Raw genomic sequence first — 21,059 nt, 5'->3', positions numbered from 1 at the left:
TAAGGGTGGAGTGACGGATGCGAGAGGGGGAGACGCTGGCCGGCCGGTACCGCTTGGTGGACAAGCTGGGTGCCGGTGGGATGGGCGTGGTGTGGAAGGCCGTCGACCTGCGCCTTGATCGTGAAGTCGCCGTCAAGATTTTTCCCAGCGAGCTGGATCCGGATCCGCGGCGCGTCGAGCGATTCCGCGCCGAGCCCGTCCTGTGCGGCCGGTTACAGCACCCGGGCATCGTCGTCGTCCATGACGCCGACGAGCACGAGGGGCGGCTGTTCTTCGTGATGGAACTCCTCCATGGCCAGGACTTGATGAAGGTCTTTTCCAGGCACCTGAACGGCCTTCCGAGCAAGCGGGTCGTGAACATCGGTGCCCGGCTGGCAGAGGCGCTGGGCGTCGCACATGCAAAGAAGGTCATCCACCGCGACATCAAGCCGGCGAACATCATGCTCCTGCCCGGCGACCGACCGAAGATCTGTGACTTCGGCATCGCGAGAGCTGTCGATTCGGGGAAGGCCACCCTGCAGGTGGGCACGCCGGCCTATATGGCACCGGAACAGAGCGAAGGCGAGCCGGACGAACGCAGCGACCTGTACTCGTTGGGCTGTGTGCTCTACGAGATGGCCACCGGTGAAACGCCGTTCGACGGGAATGTTTGGCAGCTGATGCACCGGCATGCCACGGAGAAGCCCACCCCTCCCAGCGCTATCCGCAGCGATATCCCGTCGGCTCTGGAGGAGCTCATTCTCCAGCTTCTCGCCAAGAAGCCAGAGGACCGTCCACAGTCGGCGGAGGAGGTCGCCCAGCGCCTGCGTGCTATGCGCCCGGAAGGTCGAAAGGTCGACAAGAAGACCGAGCGGCTTCCTCCCGACTGGCTTCTGAAATCAAGCGTCCCCGAGCGCAAGCACACCGACGCAGATGACGCAATGGCCAAAGAGATAGATCAGATCTTGAAGAGAGCTCGAGTCGACGCGAAGGTCGCCGGATACACCCGCACGCCGGTACTGACCCGGTTCGAAGTCAGGCTCGGCCCCACGACTCCGGCGACCGCGGTTCTCGATTTGGCCCCGAAAATCGTTCAGGCTGCGAAGAACGACCGGGTCCGCCTTGTTCTGCTGGAACAATCGACATCACCGTTGCCAGGCTCTAAGGCAATCAGTGTGGAGGTGCCGCACAAGCTGCCGGACCTCCTCAGCTTGGGCGACATTCTTCGGCAGACTCCAGACGACTCTCTACTCGCCGGCCTCGGGCGCGCTCATGACGAAACGTCCGTCTACCTGGACCTCAACGAGGCGAGGCATGTACTGATCGGAGGAGATGGCGGACGGTTCGACCCGGTCAGGAGCATAGTCACCTCACTCGTGGTGAAGCACAAACCGAAGCATTGTCGACTGATCATGGTCGGCCGACGGAATCAGTTCTTCGATCTTCCCCATGTCGTCCAAGAGGCTATGGGGAATCCGCTCACGTGGGCAGTTGCCGAGCTCGGCTGTCGTTATGGGGACCTTGAGCGGATTGGATGCCGTGATATCGAGCAGTTCAATCGTGAGGTGCGCGAAGAGAAGGCTCCAATGCCGATCGTTGCACTAGGTGACATCGAGCGTGCGCATCCAGACGTGGTGGTGGTGATCGACGAACTAGCGGACGTCGATGACCAAGATGCTGTCGTCGAGCTGGCCCGGGAAGGACGCGCGGTCGGCTTTCATGTAGTCGCGCGTACTGCCCGACCATCCGAGACGGTCCTGAGCAGTCGTGTAAAGGGATACTTCCCAGCAAGACTGGCCCTTTCCATGACCACGGCCGATGAGAGCATCCGGGTCATCAACAGGCCTGGAGCCGAGGTCCTTGCGCCAGGCAGCGGTCTGTTCCTGTCCCGGACGAGTGGTGAGCCGCAGGAGATCCGACTCGCCGCGATCTCCGACGAGGAGATCGCGGAGATCGTCAACTACTGGCGAGGTTGAGGAAGGGGCTTGGCTCCCCATGCCAGGAGATGTAAAGGCGTTCTCTGGCACGTGTGCTGGCGACGAAGAGCAGGCAGCGCTCCCGCTGGAGGTCGTTCGCATGAGTGGTCGCGTCCTCTTCTAGGGGCGTGATCGCGTTTGCATAGGGCAACTGGTTGGCACCCACGCCGATCACGGCGACACAACGGAACTCGAGGCCCTTCATACGGTGCATGGTCGTGGCGCGGATGTGTCGCTCCGTGCCGTCCTTCTCGCGAGAGAGATAAACGACATCGATGCCGGCGCGGGTGAGGGCTTCCGCCGCCGATTGGGCCAGCATTTCGGAGCGGGCCGCGATGCCGATCTCCTCCGGTTGCACTCCGGCATCGAGCCAGCCTTGCACGATCTCGATGAGATGCGTGAGTTCGGCGTTCTTCGTGGATGCACCATAGAGTTCGGGCTCAGCCCCGTGGATCTCCGAGCGGCAGCCGGTCAGGCTCGTGTGCTGTCCGGCGAGGTCCACGATCTTCTCGCCTGCCAGCATGGCGCAGCTCCAGTTGAGGATCTCCTCGGTGGTCCGGTAGTTGATCTTCAACTTGGTGGACCGTCCGGCCAACTGGATGCCGACCGAGCTCAGGGAGACGCGGTTGTCATAGATCCTCTGGTGGGTGTCGTTCGCGATGAACAGGTCGTCCGGCCCCTCGGCGACCAGGCCCCGGATAACACGCCAACGAACAGGATGAAGATCTTGCGCTTCGTCCACGACCACGTGATCGTACGGTCGCGTGTCCAACTCGCCCAGCACCCGAGTGGCTTCGACGCAGATCGTCTCGAAAGTGCGGTAGTTGTTGTCCGCCAGTTCCTGTTCGAACTCGCCGATCGCCCGCCAGACCTTAGCGCGTTGCACCGGGCCAAGTCGCCGGCCACGCCCGATTCGGCGAGCATCCAGATAGGCGTCGAAAGACGTGACCCCTTGCGCCAGGACGACCTGTCGCCATTCCTCCTGAAGGAATTTCTCGGTGAATTCCAGGCTTCGGTGCCGGATGATCCGTCGCCAGATCTCCTTCTCCTCGTCTCGACGGAGCAGCGTGAACTTCCCCACGTGCCCGTCGACCAGCCGCCGAGCCACCTGATCGACGGTGAGCACGTCGATCCGAGAAAGGACCTCGTCGTCGGTCTCAAGTAACCTCAGCGATTCGGCCAGCGATCGCGTAAGCGTCGCGGTGAACGTGGTGAGCAGCACTCGACCACCCTGTCGGGCGAGGTGCCGAGCACGGTGGAGAGCGACCACCGTCTTGCCCGTGCCAGGCCCGCCGGTCACCTGAGCGGGACCTGAGTACGACCGAAACGCCGCCTCTTGCTGCAACGGGTGCAGGTAGACCCGCCATCTGGCGAAAGGCTTGGCGAACAGCTCCATGAGCTCTTCCGGCCCTTCGACCAGCGCTACCTTGTGGGGCATACGCTGCGTTGCGGCCACCAGGTCGTCCGGGTCGATCGCCTCGGGCGTGATGCCGCCGACGACGTCGTTCCAGACCTCTTCGGGGGACATGCCCGCGGCCAGACCGAAGAGCACGTCGTATTGGATCTGGGGGAGCTTGCCGTCCAACGCCTCGAGCATGGCCACATCGCTGAGCATCCGGGCGAACTTGAGCATCTGATCGTCGATGCCCAACCGCGCCATGTCGGCGTCCGAGACGTGTTCGAACAGTGGTCGTACGGTCTCTCCGTGGATCTTCTGCAACCCTTGGATCGTGTCAGTGATGATCGCGTCGTCACGGATCTCCATGTAACCGGTAGCCATGTTCACCGAGACGCGGCGGTGCTTGACCCACTCATAAGCCTTGTCGTGGGAATCAACGCGAAGCAGCATGAACTCGTCTCCGGATTCAGGAGCCAGGACGATGCCGCGGTACTTAAGGTCGATCCGGATGCTTTTGAACCGTTCGTCACGGATGTTGTGCAGCTTCTCCAAGTGCATGCCGGCGTGCGAACTCTGCTCGAACTTGGAGATCGCCTCGACGACCTTCTGCTGAATGGGACGTTCCAGCCGGATGAGGTCCTGCAGGAAGTCCTGATGGATTCCCAAGCGTGGCACCCGCGCCTCCTCGTTCGAACCCCCGGCCCGATCGATCTTGATCGGGCCGGGGATCACGCTACTCAGTCGCCCTTGTAGAAGAAACCGGTCGACGGGTCATCCGGCGTGCCGATCAACATAGCCCGGTCTAAGAAGACGTTGTTGTTCTCGCAGCTCGTCTCCGCGAGCAGTACGCAGGCGTAGCAGGCGGCCAGGTTGAGGCTGTTGGTACCGCTGGCCTCGGACTCCATGCATGGTGGATCCTGTGAACACCATTCGGCGCGGGACAGCGCCGACTCCAGGGTCTCGTAGAGCTTGCGATGCTCTCCCTGGGCGACAACGCCACCGAGAGAGCCGGCGGAGTCGCTGGTCGCGGTATAGATGAGGACCCCCGCCATGTCCTTATCGACATAGAGCCGCTCGCGGAGCGCGGCCGAAGGGTAGCCGCAGTCCAGGCTCCATTCGTTGATGAGTACATGTGCGAGGGTGTGCAGGAGGATGAAGCGCGGGGTTACAGGCGACCTGATGTCATCGAGTCGCACTTTGCCCGCGGTCCGTTCCACGCGTTCGCGCAGGAGCATCGTGTGGTTGTGCCAGATTTGGTGGGAGCGGGTCAGGGGGCCGGGCCGCTGCTCCCATGCCTGCAGCAGATCCTCAGCGATGGCGAGGAAAACGCCTTCACCGCTTACCTCGATCGCCGGAAGCCAGTCGACGGTGCCGTTCGCCATGGCGGCGCGACGAGTGTCACCGCCGGCCGGATCAGGCATGGTGACGCGCGTAAAGGATTCGAGTGCTCGCACTTCGCGCAAGCGCTTCACCAACATGGAGCGCTTGATGCCATAGGGCAGTGCGCTTCCGTCACCAGCCGCCGGCACGCATTCGAAGTTCTCGTCACGAGAGACGACCCTGGTGCCGTCGTAGAGCTGGTTGTACTCCTCACGGCGCAACTCATTGGCCGATTCGAGCATCGGCTCAGCCTCATCGGAGTCCGGCGGAGCACTCGCTTCGAGCTCACGCCTACGGTGAATCGCAGAGAGGACCTGATCCGCCGTGAACCGATCATCGTCCATGATGTCGGTCCTCTTGATGGCGTTCAAGAGCACCGAGTCGGACACGCCATCGTCCAGCAGGCCACTGAACATGTCGTAGTGCTGGTTGAGCCGCTGCTGGAGGGACTCCGACCAGGGCGGAATCGATAGAGCCGACCGGGTGATGGAAAACCAGGCGGCCGACGCGCCTCGCTGCAGCGTGCGCGGTGTCGCAGTGCACCCCGATTCGTTGGCATCGCGGCCAAGCCACGGCCGGCGTCCCTTGCACTTGATCCCCAACGCGAACATCGCGCCGCCGCCGAAGGCACCCTCCAAGGACACCGGGCGTACACCGCACGAACACTTGATCACGACCGATCGAAGTGACGCCGTCTGACCGCTGCTCTCCAGCGTGAGCTCGTGTTTGACCTTCTCGTTCGGGTCACGGTTGGGCTCGCTCTTCTTGTGAACCCATTCGAAGTAGGGAAAGTCGTCCAGGTGCCCGTTCTCGCAGGCGATCACGAATCGCGACGGTGTCAGCGGCTTGTCACAGGCACCGCAAAGGCTCTTGCCCGTCGGAGAGCCGAATCGCTTGAACTCCTGAAGCTTCTTGCACGTGCCGCATGAGTACATCTCAGGGAAGAGACGGACTCTGATCCCATCCCCGGAGGACGGCTCGTCCGCCGGGGGGAGTTGGAACCGTGCCACCCGGAGCCAATGCTGGAGCCTCGGCTCGTAGATCACATCCGACTTCCAAACGTTGCGCCAACTGTCCAGCCCGCACACGATGTAGGACTGGTCCTCGATGGCGATCATCGCGCCCACGCCGTACGTGGTGATGGTCTGCGCCCGTCGCACCGCTCCTAGCGGTGTGCGCGTGATTTCGGCGTCCCCGCTGCGACCCGTCTGACGAGTCCGCCCACTACGAAGTGCCATTCTTCATCGCTCCAAGTAAAGATCGGACTCGGCGTCGACGTCGCGGAGGCTCCACAACGTGGAGAACGCACGCTCGAGATCTGTGTCGGCATGGGTGCGGAGAAGAGCCTCATCGGGGTTGCGCTTCTCGCTCCGCTTGAATCGTGGCTTGGCCTCGTAGACCAGGTCGGGATTATCGTCGGCCAGATCGCGCCAGCGACCGATGATGTAGTTGAGGTCCTTCTCGGTGCCGGCCTCTTCCTCCTCGTCGACCGCCTTCGCTCTCGCGACGATGAGGTCCTTCAGTTCCTCGATACGGCTCTCGTACTTGTGCACGGCCGCCGCTGCACCGTTCAGGCGGAGTTCCGGGTAGAGGAGTCGGGCCATCCCGACCAGGACGGCGTGGAGCGCCCGGTCCCGAGCACGTGGCGAAAAGGGCGTGACGCTGGTCGATTCGACCTGCCGGTAAAGGGCCGAGTGGTACGGCACGAAGCTCTCGTAGTGCGACCGGTCCCGCGACCGGTTGGCGTTGTAGAGGATGACGACCAGTCCCGGGTGCTGACGCCCGACGCGGCTGCTGGACTGGATGTACTCCGCTGTGGTCTGCGGCTGGCCCATGATCGCCATAAGGCCGAGCCGATCCACATCCACACCTACGGAGATCATGTTCGTTGCGAGGACCGTATCGAAGACACTCTCGTCGGGGTGCATTCGCTCGAGATCCTTGAGCCGCTTGGGAATGTCGCTGGATTTCACGCGACTCGTCAGCTCCGTGAGCTTATCGGCGCGACGCAGTTTGGCGCCATGTCGCTCGGCCAAAAGCTTGAGTCGATCCTGGACGTCATCCAACACCTGAAGTTCGGCAGCGGCCAGGAGACGGAGGCTGTTGAAATAACCGACCAGTGTCCAGTACGCGTCCCTGACGGAGTCGGGGCCGCCTATTTCCGCGGCGTGGTGCAGAAGTGCGGCGTATGCACGAACCAACAGGGTCGCCTGACTGGTGTTTGGTGCGAGAAGACCGACGTAAAGTCGTGATGCTTTGTCCTTGGCCGGCGTTTCGACCGCGAACCAGGAGTCCCGTGCATCGAGGCCGGCGGGCGGGAACTGAGCGACATCCCGCATGAACAGACGTTTTCCCTGCTCTTTGGCGCGACGAATGGTCGCGGTTGAGGCGATCACCTTGGGCTGGTCCGCTGCGATGTCGATCGCCGTCTCGTACAGGCCGGTGAGGCTGCCGAGCGGGCCGGAGATGAGATGGAGTTCGTCCTGGACGATGAGCTCCGGAGGGAGCGTGCCTTCTCGGTCCCGGTTGAAGAGAGCCGCCACCTCGGGGCGCCATGTGATCTGGGCGAACTTGTCGACGGTCGCGATGATCAGCGTGGGCCGAACCTCGTAGATCTTCTCGTCGACCACATGAACCGGGAGCTCGCGGTTGAATTCGCACTGCGGATCGGCGCAGAAGATGCGCATCTTGGAACTGGCGACGTCCACTTCGTATTCGTCGGGCCCCATGGCGGTACCACACCACGGGCAGAAGCGAAGCTGGACAGGATTCTCCTTGTGCAGTTCCCCGCCGTCCCGGAGCTTTTTAAGGCTGGCGGCCGCGTCCTTGAGCTTGTTGGGCGTGGCTGCGGCGCCTACCCACATGCCGATGGAAATGGTCTCGTCACCCAGTTCCTTGGGTGCTCGACGTCGAATGATCTCCATAGCGCAGATCAGAGCTGCGGCACGTTCGAACTGCTGAAGCGTCAGCAGGCGGAGGGTGTACCGCATGATGGCGGTGACTCCGCCACCCGATTCGCCATTGGTGAGTCGGCGCAGGAAAACGGTGAACGCGATGATGCCCAGGTACGCCTCGGTCTTACCGCCACCCGTGGGAAACCACAGAAGATCGGCGATTTCTCGGTCCTTGTGCCCTCTGTCAACAATGCCGTCCATGCAGAGCAGCAAGAAGGCGATCTGGAACGGGCGCCACTTCCCCATTTCGACGTCCGGCACGCCCTGCTTCTGTCCCTTGATCCAGCTAGTCCTGGCCCGCTGGACGGCCATCGCCTCGTTCGCGCGTCGAAAAGCGACCATGGCCACCGGATTGCTACGGAGCGTCTCGATGCCCGAATCCATTCGGTCGCAGGCCAGCTCGCACTGCCGGATCTGTTCCCTGGCCGACTCGGCGAACTCGGTGTTGGCGAGCAGTCTTGATTCCTCGGCGCGTTCGGCGATCCAGGCACGGTACCCGTTCACCAGGTTCCGGAGTCCACTGAGGATCTCGTCTTCCGGCTTGCGCGCGAGGTCGATCATGCGGAGCGCCGAGTCGTCGATCTCCGGATTGGAGTCGGTCAGCAGCACCTCCTTTGATGGGACGAACTCGCTCCAGACAGCGGCCACGGCAGCCGGCACTCCCTTGACCAGCGCTTCGTCACGAAGTGGAGGGGGCGTCCAGTCCCAGTTCGCCGCGCATCCATGACCCGCCGCGAAGTTGGGGGCGTAACGGTAAAGCAGGCGGTTCGTTTTGATCTCCACCTCGTCCGCGCCGACCGGGACGGGCCGTTCCACAAAGGGCTTCGTGCCCTCCTCACCCTTGACGAGGATCTTCGGCTGGTAGAGGCAGTAGGCGTCACGGATGCCGAACTTCTCGACTTCGTTCACGTTGACCAACGCAACCGTGACGGACGCGGCTCCGCCTTCGGGACGACGGACCCGTACGCGAAGCTCTACTCCAGGAGCCAGCGATTCGCTGTACCGGCGGGGAACCGTGACATCCACCTGAACGGGCTCGAGTTCGAGGACCCGCCGCTGCCAGCGGAGATCCTGCTCTTCGACGGTACGCCGCTCGGCGCGCTGGGCCTTGACCGGATGTCCGGCCTTGTCGATCGGGTCATAAACGGCGGCCGTCACGAACACGGTGATCGTCGGAGACGCCTTCGGGTTCACCCCGAAGGTGAGACCCATGGACGACGGCGCTTGGTCGTTGGCCAGTGAGACACCCGTGTCGACGACATCGTCCTTGACTCGCGTTTCGGGAGAGAGGTCCGCGTCGCGTTCGAGCGCTTCCTCCTTCACCTCGGCGGGGTCACGGCGCTGGGGATAGAGGACGCCGGCAACGTACGTCGTCACCGGTGAGTCCGTGAGTATCTCGTCCGGGCCGCCGACCGGGCCGATCATGTCGAGGTGAAGACGCTCGACGAGGTCGGCGCGGAAGGCGTAATGCTCACTGTGCTTCGACATCAGGTTCCTTCTTGTCCCAGGTGAAGGTGGAGAGGCCGACGAGACGCGGTGCGAGCCAAACACCGTGCTGGTCGAGTCCGGCACGGACGCCGGCGGCTTCGTTGCCGGCGACGGTCTCCACGGTGTCGACGCGGACACCGGAGATCAAAGACGGAAATGAGTAAGGAACGAAGCTCGGACCGCGCTTCAGGAATGTGTAGAGATCGCGTCGGAACTTCTCCGAGACCGTGCCGATCGGCCGCCCCTCATGCTTGATCAGGTAGGGAGGGCTTTCGAGGAGTCCGATCGGTTCCGGGTAGACCCGCTCCAACTCGAGGGCATCTCCAGGTCGGACGGCGGTCGCCAAATAGTGTTGAACGTCTGAGGCATCGGCTTCGAAGTCGACCGAACCCGCCGGATACTCGGTGGTGACGTCGCCCCCTCGGAGTTCGAGACCGTCTCGCCGCCAGCGCTGGAAGAAGTACCGGCCCCATCGTCCGGTGGCGTCGTGGATGCGGATGTTGCGCATGTCCACACCAGGAACCATGTAGAGCTCGTATCGCGCTCGTGTCATCGCCACATAGAGCGACCGGGCTTCTTCTGCGGGATCCTTGTCGACCTTCTTGGACTTGTCCTCCGGGGACGCTTCCCGCAGTGGTCCCGGGTCCGCCACAAGGACCCGGTCGAACTCCAACCCCTTGGCACGGTGGAAGGAAGAGACGACGAGCCGCGCAGGGGGCTGGGCGATCAGGTCGTCGGGCAACCTGCCGGTGGCGAGCGCGGAGCGGAGTCTGGCCAGGTCCAGGATGCGGTCCGAACCACGTCCGGTACCGGTTCGCTGGAGCAATCGCCAGAGGACGTCGGGGTCCGAGCCCTCGGTCAGGGGCAGATCGCCGACCCACTCATCGAACCTCTCCCGGGTCAGTGACGATCCATGGGAGCGTGCCAAAAGGAGGCCCAGCCACATCGGCGCAACACGATCACGCGCGGATCGCTGGAGCCGATGCGGCACGCCGACTGCATGAAGTTTCTCGGAGATCATCAACGCCTGACCGTTGGTCCGGCAGAGGATCGCGGTGGTACCGGTGAAACCGGTAAGTGCATCGGCGGCCAACTCGTCGAACCCGCCGAAGTTCATCACCCCGGTGAGAACCTTCCGGAGATCGTTGTAGTGGCCTTCGCCGTCCCGATTCTCGGATTCTGAGAGCAGGCGCAGCCGCGGTCCGAAGTCGAGGGCGGTCTTCGCCTCATCGGTCTGCGCTCGGAAGTTGTCGGTAAGGCTCAGCTCTGTCAGATTTTCACCGAAGGTGCTGCGGAGCCACTCGAAGAACCGGTTGGTCTCCTGCCTACGCTCCGACGGATTCTTGACCGTGAATCCATAGATCGACTGGGCCGGGTCGCCGACGAGGGTGAACCCGCAGGCGAATCGGTCCAGTAGGGCCTCCACCAGCTCTCGCCTGGCGCCGACAAGGTCTTGAACCTCGTCGATGACGACATGGCGGAGGTTGTGCTCGTAGAGCTCGTTGGCGAGACCGTTGTCGATCGCCTGCTGCGCACCCTCGATGCGGGCATCGAAGGACTTCTCCAGCCAGGACCCTTGGGCGTCCACCTGCATGAGCAGGTCGAGCGCCCAGGAGTCGAAGGTCTGGACCCGTACATGCCGAGCCGAATCTCCGTACTTGGCGAGGCGGCTCTTGAGTTCGCGTACGGCGGCGCGGGAGAAGGTGAGCACCAGGATTTCCCCGGCGGTCAGGTCTTCCTCAGCGACCAGCCTGTCGAGCCGGCGCACAAGAGTGTGGGTCTTGCCGGCACCGGCCCCTGCGGTTACCAAAGTCAGGGCGTCGGCGGGCTGCTCGACGACAGCCCGCTGTTCGGCCGTGAGCGTAGGGGTGCCGTTGTAGGCATCGCTCACTTGTTGCTCCAGAGATATTCGAACTGGGTGAAGGCCAGCTGACGGTCGTAGTTGACGATGTTGTCCGCCACGTCGAGGATCAGGCAGGTCTCCTTGCCGCCGTTCTTCGGGCCCCGGAGACCACGCCCGATCATCTGCTGGTAGACGTTCGGGCTATAGGTAGGCCGCGCCACGATGACCACCTCGGTGGCCGGGGCATCGAAGCCCTGGGCGAGCACTCCATAGTTGGTCAACACCCGGATCTGCTTCCGCCGGAACCTCTCGATGTGCGTGCGCCGGTCTGCGTCCGGGGTGCCGGAGTCGATCGAGGCGGACCTGATACCGAGGTCGTTGAGCTGGGCGGCCATGAGCTTGGCGTGGTTGACCGATGTGGCGAAGAGCAGCACTGGACTGTCCTCTGGCAGCGCCTGGATCTCCTGGATGAGCGTCTGGTTACGTGCGATGTCCCGTCCCAGCTTCTCTTCCACGGTGGCGGGCAACCTGGCTCCTTCGAAGGCTGCTGCCTGGCGAAGGTCCTCCTCGGAGAGCGCGAGAGTGGAGCCCTGGAGCGCTCTGTGGTCGACCCGCGCCAGTACACCCAACTCCTGGAGCTCCGCATAAGGATCGCCGGTCGTGAAGATTCCCTCGTCGAGGCGGTTCCGCCCGTAACGCTCGACCAGGCGATTGGTCTCGGTCTCGTTGAAGCCGCGGAACGGCGTGGCGGTCAGTCCGAGCAGAGGACGCGTGGTCTCCCTGAAGGTCAGACCCAGCGACGCGAGAATGCGGGTGTAACGGGGAGTGATCGAGGTGTGGGCCTCATCCACGATCACTAGCGCGGGGTCGCGGAGCCATGCGTACTCGGCCGTGTCCAAGCAGACCTCCAGCTTGGCGTCCGTGGCGACGACCAACTGAGCCGTGTCGCCGCTCGGAGCGGCTTCGCGAGTGGACCAGAGGCGGTTGATGACCAGCTGTTCTTCGGGGCCGACCTTGGACCAGACAAAGGACCAACTCTGGACAGCCTGCTCACAGAGCTCTTCACTCTGCGCGATCCACAGGACGGGCCGACCACCGAGCCCCCGCTCCTTGATCACCCGGATCACCGCCTCCGCCGCCACGCGCGTTTTGCCGGCGCCGGTGGGCAGACACAGCATCGCGCGTGGAGCGTCGTACTTGGTCAACAGCTCGACCGCCTTCTGCGCGAGCCGCTCCTGGTAGTCATGGAGGCGGGGGAAGCGGGTGGGACCGTAGACCTTCTCCAGCGCCGGCAGAGTCTCCCCTCGGGTCCCTGCGTATTCGCCGGGGAAACCGAGATCGTTGACAATGCGCACGGACGTGGCGTCGCCCCGGAACCCGGCCGAGAGCTGGGAGAAGTTGGCCTCGATGTCCTTCCGGTAGATGCGCAACACCTCCGTCCCATACGCATTGTGGGCCAGCTCGGCCATCCGGCGGTCGCCCTGGGCGCTCCCGTGGTTGGCCTCGTCGCTCTCGAGCAGTCCCTCGGGAAGCCCCTTCTTCAGAGCCTCGACCCCGATGAGCAGAAGCAGCTTCTCCGCCAGGCTTTCGGCCCGGCGTATCTGCTGGATGCGCTCGTTGTTGCGCTCCTGTGTGCGGCGGTCGAGGATGCTCTTGCAGACCGACGCACCAAGGTTCAGCCGGAGGACACGATCCACGGCGATGAGCACCTGCAGGTCGTCCACCGGCGTACGAACGAGCACCTTGCGCTCTTCGGGCAGCTCAGCCGCGGGGATCGTCTGAGTGCGCATACCACTTGGAGTCCGGATGATCTCTTCAAGTTCGTCGCAGCGAACGGTGGACCAGCCCTCCACCTGAGAGCGCCGCAGCATCTTCAGATGAGGAAATTCCTCCAGGAGCGGGACGCCTTCCGCCTGTGCCGTGTAACGAATCTCCTTCTTGATCGCGTCGGAGGGTGCGAGCATGTTCCACGCCCCCCGCATCGTCTCGGCCAGTTCCTCGGTCGGGACGAGCAGCGCAGGCACCCTCTCTCTTACGAGCGTGTCGTATTCGGCGCGACTCGAGGTCACCGCGATGTCCTTGTCCTCGATGTCGCTACGCCACTCGTCTCCCACGCGACAGCGCGTCATCGCCCCTTCGGGGAAGTCCACGAGGACCTCGAACATCAGGGCGTAGACCTTGCCGGGGAACGTGTCCTCGGTGGAGTCGGACGCCTCCCAGACGAGCTCATGCCACAGGGCTTCGGGGACCTCGTTGAGGGTCTGCGAAAGCCCCAGCATCGCAGCGACGCTCGGCGACACGTTCGCGACGGGAAGGACGTCTCTGTGGCTGCTCAGTTCGGGACCGACACAGCGTTTGACCACCCGAAGTCCACGAGAAGTCTGAAGGTAGCCGAACTTGTGCGTGAGCCATCGAATCGGAGACGGCACGGACCTGCGGCTGGCCACTCCCTTGTTGCCGGCCTGCATGGTCCAGTTCACCACCGCGCCGCCCGTCGGAATGGCCTTGAGAAAGGCGGCTCGTCCCTCGGGCGACAGTGCCGTGAACAGGTGTAGAGGGCCTGCGGGGGCGCTTCCCTCGAACTGCATACGTGCAAGAGTGGGGCGGGGTTCGCCGGCCGGAAGCCTGGCCACATACTGCTTCCAGTAGACCTCCTTGTACTCCTCGAACCACTCCTCCCCCGCAGGATCGACGTTGGCCACGGGGCCGTCGAGCAGTCCGAGATCGGCAAGGTAGGCGCGGTCATCCCGATGGAACTGCATGTCCACCGTGACGTTCCTGTCACGCGAGCCGTCGTCGGGGACGACGCGACCGGGCAGCAGACAGTCCCTGATCCGACGAAACTCCCCGGTCAGGACCTTGACCTTGAGCTCCTTCGCCGTGTCGAAGTCACGGTTCCTGAACGCGGCGTTCACTCCATAGGGGCCGGCCAGGCGTGCCAGCTCCCAGAAGGCCACCCAGTCGCGGTCGGAGTATCCGGCGAAGCCGCGTTCCACCACCGATGCGAACCGACCGGCGGGATGCGCTTCGTGGATGCCAAGCAGGTCCAGAGCCCTCGCGATGGCGCCCTGGCCGGCGTAGACGTGCTCGTCCACGTAGATGGTGTTGTCTGCCAGACCGTCGTCGGCGGATCGCCGGAAGATCTGCGTGGAGGGAGTGACGAGTCCCAGCGTTTCGGTTAGGACGATCTTCGCCCGAAGGGCGTCTTCCACCTGCGGGTGGTTGTTCCGCTTCATGTCGGCGACGATGAGCACCGCGCGTGCCGACGCCTCTGGGGTCTTGTCAGAGACGAGCGCCTCCAGCCATTCCTTCACGGTGGCAACCGGCGTGGTCGAGTGCTCCAGGATGCGGTTGACGCTGTCCCGGCGATGCTTTGGGCTCTCCACGGAGTGGTGGATCCAGTTCGTCGGGCGCCCAGGGTGATCCGCCCACCACTGCAGCCATTCCGATCGCAGGTCGGCAGGGTGCACACGGATCTTGGCCGGGGTGTCGAAGTTGCCGTCCTGATCAGGGAAGACAGGCTTGACTGCAGCGAGTCGCCAGATCTTCGCCACCAGATCCTCGGCCGCCCACTGTGGCTCCTCCCGCCCTCGTGAGGGGACGGAGTCGAAGCAGGCCCCTACATCGTCCGGTCGCGCCAACGAAGGGAGGGACGAGACGACCAGATCGGCCACTTCGGCGATCAGCTCATCGTTGAACCGGTTGTTCGCGTAAAGGTTCTGTCGGTCCTCGCTCGTCTTCCAGGGAGCGTTGACGATTCCCCGAAGAGTCGTGGTGTAGTTCGTCGGGAAGTAGGCCCAAAACTGTCCCCGGTCACGAGTCCGGGTTCCGGCCTCGGGAACCGCCCAGGCGATATCGATCTCTGGCCTGTCGTGAAGTTCGCCGGCCTCTGTCAGCGCCGTGATCGACGGACGGTGGACGCGAGTGAAAACGCGCCAATCGGCGGTCTGCTTCTCCTGCCCACCGTCGCGGGAAGAGATCGTCTGCAGGACGCGGCGCTCGCCGTCGACCTTCTGGAAGATCTGCCGCTTGGATGTCCGCCCGGAGAGTCGCTTCTCCAGCGTGACGGTGCCGACCTGCGGGGAGAACAGCGAGAACTCTACGGGGAACTCGTCGATGTCCTTGGCGAGTCGCGCGACAGCGGCTGGTTTCAGAGGCAACCGTACGACGGTCGTGGCCCATGAGAGCAACTGTTTGAGGATGGGATCGGTAGCCGCGGCACGGTCTCGGTCGAGAGGGCGGGCCATGCGGAGCACCGGTGTCTCCGTGGCCGCGGGCTGGATGCGCTTGATCTCCAGCTCCGCCCACTCTCTGTCGAAACCGAAGCTCTTGTCGTCGTCCCTGCTGAAGAACTCGGGCACGTCGGTGACGCTCAGAACAGACTTCACTCCGACGCCGAACCGACCGATCTGACCGCCCCGCTTGCGCGAAACGCCCATGCGCAGAATGGTGTCGGCGCCCTCGGGAGTCATGGCGGTGCCCTCATTGGCGCAGTACAGGTGGGTGTCCGTGAGGACCACCGCGATCTTCCCGCCAGGGTCGTTTCTCAGCTCGTCGGCACCGTTCTGGACCAGCTCGTAGATCTGACGGTCGCCGTATCCGCCTTCCTTGATACGGCGCTCGCCGTTGACGTGCTCCTGGATCAGGCCGGGATCGATCCTGTACGTGTCGAGCACTCGCGCGGTCTGCTGAAGGACCACCTCCAGCACAGAGGGGTCATCGTTGCTCACAGCAATTGTCTCCCAACGATGGAATGCCAATTGAGGGGGTAGAGCAGTGGCATGGAAAAGAATTCAGGCACGCCAAGGAGACATTCGGCGAGGTGTTTGCCGAACCTTTGCTGGGCACGCTAAATGCAGTTCGATGCCGACAAAGTAAGCAGATCAATAGAACGAATCGGGGTGCGCTTCACCCTTCGGAAGAGCCTTGGGGAACTCGTCCTCGGTGAGGGTCATGCTGCCATATGAGCAACTTAGCCCGCAAGCGGAAAATCTTTGGACTTAAAAGGCCGAATGACGCACATGTGGCCAAATCGCCCTTTCCGGACTTGAACCAGCTTGAGGACATAGAGACTTCCCCTGCCGGTAGCGTCAAACCAGTGTCAAACGCTAGCCTGAGGCGTCAATTGGCCCTGTCCCACCTGGAGAAACCCGCGATGACTCAGGACGATGACAGCATCACCCGCGATCCGGAGGCGTTCGGGGCCTGGCTCGGCAGACAACTGCGCCGTAAGGGCATGAGCCAGTCGGAGTTAGCGGCCGCCCTGAACGTGACGCGCGCTGCGGTCTCGGCATGGATCACCGGCCGGGCCACGCCTCGGATCGAGAACATTCAGGCGATCGAGGAGATCCTCGACCTGGCCGCCGGCTCCTCCGCGACCCGTGACGAGGCTCCGGAATCGAGCGGCTATGTGGCCTGGCATCATCGCCTAGCGCATTCCGATGGCGGTCGGGAATTAGGAAATCCTGCCGCCTTCGCCTTCGACTCCTCTCTGGCGATAACCGCCAGAGAGGCGACACAGAACAGCCTGGACGAGCGTTGGGACAAGACGCGCCCGGTTCGAGTCCGCTTCACTCTGCACGAGCTCTCCGGCGAACGTCTCCGTCGGCTCCAGGAAGCCATACGGTGGGACGACCTTGCTCCTCACATCGAGGCGGCAGGCGATCAGAAGCAGAAGGTCGGCCGCATGCTGGCCGACGGACTTCGTGAGCTACGAGAGACCGGCAAACTGCTTCTCCTCCGCATCGACGACTACAACGCGAACGGCCTGACCGGTCCCGAGTACGAGGACGGGAGGTTCGCCGCGGTCGTCCGAAGACAGCTCGACAGCCATAAGAAGGGCATTGCCGGCGGGTCTTTCGGTCTGGGCAAGGCGACCATCTGGGGCGCCAGTCGTTTCGGTCTGGTCGTGATGAACAGCACGCTCTCCGAGCCTTACGAGGATCTTCGTGAACGACGTCTCATCGGCCGGATAGATCTTCCCTGGCATGAGCTGAACGGGGTGCAGTACGCGGGTCCTGCCTGGCTCGGCGGTCGGGATCCTCTGAGAGCTTCGGCCGCTCGATCGTGGTGGGCCGGTGAACGTACCGTGGAAGAGCTGTACCTGACTCGAGGAAGCTCCGATCCTGGTACGAGCTTCCTGATCGTCGGAGCGCACGATCCTTCCGGAGAAGCCACGACGCTGGAGGAGATGCACGCCGTTCTGGTGCGTGGCTTGGCCTCCCACTTCTGGGCATCCATGGTCGCAGGACGCGGCCAGGCACCCATGCTGGAGGCATCGGTGGAGGCTCTGCGCGATGGTCAGGCCGTCGTCGCGGAAGAGCGTGTCGACCCTTACCGCTACGAGCCCGCGCGGGCGCGTGCGGTCCGAGCATTCCTCGATAGGACAACTGTGTCGCAACTCGTTCGGGCGGAGGACGTGGTGGAGTTGGCGGTGCCGTTGGCCGTGCCGCCGTCCAAGTCAGATCCGCAGTCGGGTTCCGTGGAGCACGAGGCCGTGCTGTTGGTGACACGGGCGCATGAGGGCGAGGAAAAGCCCAATCGCCTGGTCGGGATGCGCGGCACCCGGATGACGGTGTTGGATCGGCCGGTCACCGGAGTCCCCATCGGTGCGCCCCAATTTCAGGCCGTGCTGCTGGCCGGAAACGCGACAGGGGCTGGGGCGCCGGCTGACGAGGTCGCCGAAGCGTTTCTTCGTGCGGCCGAGCCTCCAGAGCACAATGACTGGAAACCCACCGAGGATCTCACCGCGACATACGCACGCGGTGCCATGACCAGGCTGAGGGAGTTTCGAAGAACGGCCTTCGCCATGGTGCGCAGCGCGGTGAAACCATCGGAACCCGTTGGGCAGGAAGGTCCTCCCGCCATCCTGCGAGACCTGCTGGACCTCGATCCGATACCGCTGCCGCGGACCAAGGGGTATCCGACCGTCAAAAGCGCTACGGGGGAGGTGGACGATGCCGGGGCGTGGCGGATCAGGGTCGAGATCAAGTTGCCGGAGCGAGAAGATCCATGGGTGCTCCGTCCACTACTCAGATTCGCCACTCGTTCAGGCCCGAAACCCGAGGCTCGCTGGGCCGAACTCTTCGCCGAATCGAACTGCGAGCTGATCGGGGACGTGCTGGTATGCGCCGCGAAAGAACGCTCCGCGGTGTTCACAGGCGTCAGCGATGTCTCCAGCCATCCTGTGGCCGGGCGGATGGCGATCGCCGAAGTCGACCTGGTCCAGGCCAAGGATGGCAGGCGATGAAGCAGATCGCGCCCTACCCTGTGCTCGCAGGGGAGCTGACCATGACGGTCCACGAAGTTCGCCTCGATGATGTGGCGCTGCCCTACGACATGATCTCGGAACAGGACCACACTGTTGGGCTGCACCGTGTGAACCGTGAAGACTGGAGCACCCTACGACTGGGCATCCGCGTCAGCGCACCCCGACATGAGTTGGACGCAGGACCCTGGTACAGCCTCGCCTTCTTTGCCACAGCGTCAGAACGGCGGACCAACACCCACTCGGCCGTCAAGCTCATGATGGGCCAGCCGGGCGAATGGACCGGAGAGCTGGATCTCCATCGAGACGACCATTTCGGTCGGGTGCAACTCTCAGGCCACCTCGTGGCGACAGTTGACGAAGTACCAGGGCGAGTAGTTGCGACGGTCGCCCGGCCCTGGATCGTCGATCTTCAGGCGCGGCCGGCGGCGCAGAAGGAGGCCGTCCAGACGCGATGGGTCGACTTTGCCGAGGATCCGCACCTGGCCTGGTGCAAGAGCGATCCCTGGGCGCTGACCACCACCGATGAGGTGGCCACGCTCAATCTGAACAGCGGATTCGACGGATTGCGTGCGATCCTCGAAAGCACGAAGGCCGCCGAGCGTCCGATTCGGGAAGGGCTGGCGGCCCAGATCGGCACCGCCATGTGGACCGCCCTCTTCAACGAGGCGGCTCACCAGGTCGACGGCCGAGATTGGCCGGAGGGCTGGCGTGGGCTGGTGCTCCGTCGCATGCTCCCCACTCTCTTCCCCGATCATTCGCCGGAGGACGCGCTACGCCAGATCGCCGACCTCGGTGTCGGCGGAGTGCAGTCGCGGGTGATGCACGCCGCTGCCAAGCAGGCCCGAATGCCGCGCAGTCTGGGCGGCTTTATCCGATTCCTACAGAAGACCGGTCCGGAGGACGAGTGAACACGACGCTGGGCCTGCTGTCCAACGAAGCCGCCGCACGATTCCTGACAACCGGTGTCCTGGAGAACAGTGAGCCACTGCAGTCCTCCGCGATCGACCAGATGTCGGAGTGGTCAACATGGGAGGCCGAGCCGGTTCGACAACTCTTCGACGAGGCGATGAAGCGCTTCACGCCGGCCGAACGCACCTCTGCGGACGCCTGGCTGGCTCCGGTGCTGCACGCAACACTGCGCTTGACCCGCCGTGAGGCCTCGGACTCGGGGATATGGAACTACCTGGCACTACGACTCGCCCCCGACTACGTCTACTGGAGGCACCTGAGCAGGGGTAATCCACCAACGGTGTCACGTACCCGGTTTTCCGGGCCATTTCATTCCCAGGCCATGGCCCGATTGTGGTGGGCGGCCGAGCTCTTCCGCGACGGACCGGACTATGGACCCGTTGTCGTGGCCTGCAGTAATCAGGATGTGTTGAATACCGTGTTGAGGCTGGATGTGATTCTGCATCGCCCGACCGCTCAAGCGATGATTCGGCTGCTCAACACCGGCGTCGTCCGCACGGGACGACAGGTCAACGCGCTGGCTCAGGCAGTGAACACCGCGGGTAGCACCCTGTCCTACGAGGCGTACGCGCCGGACGACCCCAGGGACGTCGACGCGTACCGCGATTGGATCGAGGAGTTGGCGGGTGTTCTGGTGCCGTACGATTCGCTACCGACCGGCCCTTCGGACGGGCGAGTCCGTTCCACCTCGGTGGACACCTTGGCCACTCTCTTCAAGCAACTCCTTACTGAAAGTCCGGCGGCGGGAGAAATGGCGTTGTAGCTCCGAGGTATCTGATTCAGAGCTGCGATCACATATGCTCGACGATCTGGATCAAGGGGGGTGTATGGGCGAACAGTTCACCAGTCTGGAAATCGGGTCCGGAGTCGGTGGCCAGGCGCTCGGGCTTGAGAGAGCAGGCTTCCGCCCGGTCATGGCGATCGACAACGACGTGCATGCATGCCGGACGTTACGCGCCAACCGGCCGGACTGGAACGTCACCGAACTGGACCTCAAAGACTTCGTCGGAGCCGACTACCGAATCCGGACAGTCGATCTGCTGTCCGGTGGCGTCCCGTCCACTCCTTACTCGATCGCCGGCAAACAGGAGGGCGCCAAGGATGAGCGAGACCTGCTGTCCGTGGCGGTCTGTTTGGCGATCGAGTTGCAGCCCAGGGCGATCGTCCTGGAGACCACGCCGTCATTGAAGATGCCCAAGTTCGCAGGGGTCCGGAAGGAGGTCGAAGCCGAGCTCGAGCACCTGGGCTACCGGTGGGAGTGGAAGGTCCTGGATGCGCAGGACTTCGGCGTGCCTCAGGTGCGACGCAGCTGCCTGTTGCTCGCCATGCGGCCGAACGACTTCATGCGATTCGAGTGGCCCGAGCCGACGCACCGCACCGTTCCGACGGTCGGCGAGGTGCTGAGGGAGTCGATGGCGAGCAAGGGTTGGCGTGATGCGGACGCCTGGGCGGCGTTGGCGAATCGTGTCGCCCCGACGGTCGTCGGCGGCTCGAAGAACCACGGAGGTGCCGATCTGGGCCCCACTCGATCCAAGCGCCAGTGGATGGAAGTGGCCGTGAACGCCCACGGCCTCGGGAACGATGTCCCCGATGCAGACTTCGTACTGGACCCGAGCCTCGGGCGGGACGGAGTTCCCAAGCTGACGGTCGAGCAGGTGATGAAGCTCCAGAGCCTGCCGGACGACTGGATCGTCATGGGCGGTAAGACAGCACGCTATAAGCAGGTGGCGCAGGCGGTCCCACCGCCGCTCGCCGAGGCCGTGGGCCGACAGATTGCGGCAGTATTGGCCCAATGATCTCG

At 63.6% G+C, this 21,059-nt stretch carries 10 protein-coding genes; 5 read left to right on the top strand and 5 right to left on the bottom strand.

What is annotated here, in order from left to right:
- Positions 1-17: 17 nt before the first annotated feature.
- The gene (locus HCK04_RS16255) at positions 18-1,955 is read left to right on the top strand and encodes a DNA translocase FtsK (RefSeq protein WP_142648164.1); all 1,938 of its coding nucleotides are present in this window, start codon (positions 18-20) and stop codon (positions 1,953-1,955) included.
- Here HCK04_RS16255 and HCK04_RS16250 read toward each other — a convergent pair.
- The 5 genes from HCK04_RS16250 to HCK04_RS16230 form a co-directional block, all read right to left on the bottom strand.
- The gene (locus HCK04_RS16250) at positions 1,936-4,086 is read right to left on the bottom strand and encodes a UvrD-helicase domain-containing protein (RefSeq protein ID WP_312845744.1); all 2,151 of its coding nucleotides are present in this window, start codon (positions 4,084-4,086) and stop codon (positions 1,936-1,938) included. The two genes, HCK04_RS16255 and HCK04_RS16250, sit on opposite strands and share 20 nt — an antisense overlap.
- Positions 4,087-4,091: 5 nt before the next feature.
- Positions 4,092-5,894: a DUF1998 domain-containing protein gene (locus tag HCK04_RS16245; RefSeq protein ID WP_260617289.1), complete on the bottom strand. Its 1,803-nt coding sequence runs from the start codon at positions 5,892-5,894 to the stop codon at positions 4,092-4,094.
- A gap of 81 nt (positions 5,895-5,975) precedes the next feature.
- On the bottom strand, positions 5,976-9,176 hold the full coding sequence (locus tag HCK04_RS16240; protein WP_142648163.1) for a helicase-related protein: 3,201 nt from the start codon (positions 9,174-9,176) through the stop codon (positions 5,976-5,978).
- Positions 9,160-11,067, bottom strand: coding sequence for an ATP-dependent helicase (locus HCK04_RS16235; protein ID WP_142648162.1), 1,908 nt, complete (start codon positions 11,065-11,067; stop codon positions 9,160-9,162). The genes HCK04_RS16240 and HCK04_RS16235 overlap by 17 nt, the downstream gene beginning before the upstream one ends.
- Entirely contained in the window at positions 11,064-15,749 is a 4,686-nt protein-coding gene (locus HCK04_RS16230) for a DEAD/DEAH box helicase (protein WP_260617288.1), read from the bottom strand. Before HCK04_RS16230 ends, HCK04_RS16235 begins: the two co-directional genes overlap by 4 nt.
- Positions 15,750-16,174: 425 nt before the next feature.
- Between HCK04_RS16230 and HCK04_RS16225 the strand changes: the two genes are divergently transcribed.
- The 4 genes from HCK04_RS16225 to dcm all read left to right on the top strand — a co-directional run bounded on the left by HCK04_RS16225 (position 16,175) and on the right by dcm (position 21,054).
- Positions 16,175-18,268: a helix-turn-helix domain-containing protein gene (locus tag HCK04_RS16225; protein ID WP_142648160.1), complete on the top strand. Its 2,094-nt coding sequence runs from the start codon at positions 16,175-16,177 to the stop codon at positions 18,266-18,268.
- Positions 18,265-19,197, top strand: coding sequence for a hypothetical protein (locus HCK04_RS16220; RefSeq protein ID WP_142648159.1), 933 nt, complete (start codon positions 18,265-18,267; stop codon positions 19,195-19,197). The genes HCK04_RS16225 and HCK04_RS16220 overlap by 4 nt, the downstream gene beginning before the upstream one ends.
- Positions 19,194-20,021, top strand: coding sequence for a DUF6339 family protein (locus tag HCK04_RS16215; RefSeq protein WP_142648158.1), 828 nt, complete (start codon positions 19,194-19,196; stop codon positions 20,019-20,021). The genes HCK04_RS16220 and HCK04_RS16215 overlap by 4 nt, the downstream gene beginning before the upstream one ends.
- Before the next feature lie 64 nt (positions 20,022-20,085).
- Complete coding sequence (gene dcm, locus HCK04_RS16210) at positions 20,086-21,054, top strand: DNA (cytosine-5-)-methyltransferase (RefSeq protein WP_142648157.1); 969 nt, start codon at positions 20,086-20,088, stop codon at positions 21,052-21,054.
- Positions 21,055-21,059: the final 5 nt, after the last annotated feature.

This window comes from Microbispora sp. CL1-1, assembly GCF_012034195.1.
Taxonomy (GTDB): domain Bacteria; phylum Actinomycetota; class Actinomycetes; order Streptosporangiales; family Streptosporangiaceae; genus Microbispora.
The sequence above is the reverse complement of the archived record's forward strand: the minus strand, read 5'-3'. Positions and strand labels throughout refer to the sequence as shown.

Excerpts from the sequence above, each read along its gene's own strand:
- HCK04_RS16240 (WP_142648163.1), bottom strand. The coding sequence starts at position 9,176 with ATGTCGAAGCACAGTGAGCATTACGCCTTCCGCGCCGACCTCGTCGAG.
- HCK04_RS16225 (WP_142648160.1), top strand. The coding sequence starts at position 16,175 with ATGACTCAGGACGATGACAGCATCACCCGCGATCCGGAGGCGTTCGGG.
- dcm (WP_142648157.1), top strand. The coding sequence starts at position 20,086 with ATGGGCGAACAGTTCACCAGTCTGGAAATCGGGTCCGGAGTCGGTGGC.
- HCK04_RS16255 (WP_142648164.1), top strand. The coding sequence starts at position 18 with ATGCGAGAGGGGGAGACGCTGGCCGGCCGGTACCGCTTGGTGGACAAG.
- HCK04_RS16220 (WP_142648159.1), top strand. The coding sequence starts at position 18,265 with ATGAAGCAGATCGCGCCCTACCCTGTGCTCGCAGGGGAGCTGACCATG.